Here is a 2,143-nt window from a genome sequence, read left to right on the forward strand (position 1 = left end):
GCCAGACGTCGGCGCCGCGCGACAGGTCGCCGGCGCTCTCGTGCGGCGCCATCAGCCGGGTGAGCCGGTCGGTGGCGACCGCCGCCTGCGGCAGGCGGTAGAGAACGGTACCGATCGACCGGGGCAGAGCCGTGAGCCAGCCGACATAGCTGGTGAACAGCGCGAGGTCCCCCACCGTGAACTCGCCGCCGCGCATCGCCGGGGCGGCCAGGAGCAGGACGAGCCCGATGCTGAGCTCGACGGTCGCGCCCGTCGTGGCGTCCAGCAGGTCGGTGGCCAGGCGGTCCTTGACGGCGGCCGCGCGCCGCCGCCGGTTGTGCTCGCGCAGCCGCTCCAGCGCCGCCTCCTCGGCTCCCGCGGTCTTGATCGCGAGCACGCCGCCGAAGATCTCGCCCACGTACGCCGTGACGGCCGCCCCGAGCGTCCTGGCCCGCTGGTGCAGCCGCCCGATGGTCTGCCGCAGGAGCCTGCTCAGCACGCCGATCGCGACCATCGGCAGCACCAGCGCCACCGTGATGACGGGATCGACGGACGCCATGATCGCCAGCGCCGCGACGGCGAAGAGCGTCGTCCCGGCCAGGCTGACGCTCTCGTCGGTGAAGTCGACCGCGTCGGCCACGTCGTCCCGCAGGCGGGCGACGGACTCGCCGGGCGAGTGCGGCAGCCGCGCCGCGGCGGGGCCGCGGGCGGTCAGGACGGAGCGCAGGGTGTTGGCGCGCAGCAGGGTGGCCGCCGCGGCCCACCAGTAGACCCCGTACGTCCACGCGATGACGATCATCAGGCCCCGGGTGACCTCCACGCCCACGAACGCCGCGCACAACCACAGCGCCCAGCCCAGGTCTCCGCCGAGCCCGTCGAAGATCCGTTGCAGCACGAGCCCGCTCGCCAGCGGGATCACGTGGACGGGCAGCCAGAGCAGCGCGCCGACGAGGTATCGGCGGAAGTCGAACGTGGCCAGCCTGGTGGCCACCAGCATGACCGGCTTCACCGGCTCACCCCCGCCAGGTCGAGCAGGCGCCCGAACCTGCTGCCGGGGTCGGCGGCGAGGTCGGCGCGGCGGCCGTACTCGACGACCTTGCCGTGGTCGAGCACGGCGATCTTGTCCACGCGCGACAGCGAGGACAGGCGGTGCGCGATGATCACGCCGGTCCGGCCGTCGAGCAGGCGGTCGATGCTCCGCTCGATGCGGCGTTCGGTGGCGGGGTCGAGCCTGCTGGACGCCTCGTCGAGCACGACGAGCCCGGGGTCGGCGAGGAACGCGCGGGCGAACGCGATGAGCTGCGCCTCCCCCGCCGACACCTCGCGCAGCTCGGTGTCGAGCCCGCCGGGCAGTCCGGCCAGCCAGGCGCCCAGCCCGACGCCGTGGAGGACCTCCCGCAGCCGGCCGTCACCCGGGGACGGCCGGAAGAGCGTCAGGTTGTCGCGCAGGCTCGCCGCGAAGAGCTGCACGTCCTGCGTGACCACGCCGATCCGCGTTCGCAGGGACGCCTGGTCGGCCTCGCGCAGGTCCAGCCCGCCGACCCGGACGGCGCCCTCGGTCGGGTCGTACAGGCGCAGCGCCAGGCGGACGAGCGTGGTCTTGCCGCTGCCGGTGCGCCCCACCAGGCCGAGCGTCTCGCCGGGGGCCAGCGTGAGGGTGACGCCCGACAGCACCTGCTCGTCGTCGCCGGGGTAGGCGAAGCCGACGCCGTCCAGGCGCAGGCCGAGCGGGCCGGTCGCGGGCAGGGGCCGGGTGCCCTCGGGCAGCGTGCGCCGCTCGGCCAGCAGGTCCGCGATGCGGGCCAGGCCGGCCAGCGCCGCCTGGTACTGCCTGATCTGGTCGATGAGCCGCTCGAACGGCGTCCGTACCATCAGCGTGTACTGGAAGATCAGCACGGCGGTGCCGACCGTGAGCGTCCCCGACCGCAGCGCCCAGGCGGCGAGCCCGAGCATGATCGCGGTGCCCGCGGCGAACGCCACCGACGTGCCCGCCAGCAGCGTGGTCCCGATGCGCGCGTCCCTGACCTCGGCGCGGTAGAGGGCGGCGCTGACCTGGTGGAAGCGGCGTACGGTGTGCTCGCCGGCGCCGTTGGCCCGCAGGTCCTCGGCTCCGGCCAGCCGCTCCTCCAGCATGCCGAACAGCCGCGCGCTCGCCGCGCGTGAC

At 74.8% G+C, this 2,143-nt stretch carries 2 protein-coding genes; both read right to left on the reverse strand.

What is annotated here, in order from left to right; all coding sequences use genetic code 11:
• A partial coding sequence (locus tag ACWDX9_RS62590) for an ABC transporter transmembrane domain-containing protein (RefSeq protein ID WP_449973332.1) occupies positions 1-988 on the reverse strand: 988 nt, incomplete at its 3' end.
• The coding region (locus tag ACWDX9_RS62595) for an ABC transporter ATP-binding protein (RefSeq protein WP_449973333.1) at positions 985-2,143 on the reverse strand (1,159 nt) is incomplete at its 5' end. The genes ACWDX9_RS62590 and ACWDX9_RS62595, both read right to left, overlap by 4 nt.

The sequence above is a fragment of the Nonomuraea sp. NPDC003201 genome, from assembly GCF_053590415.1.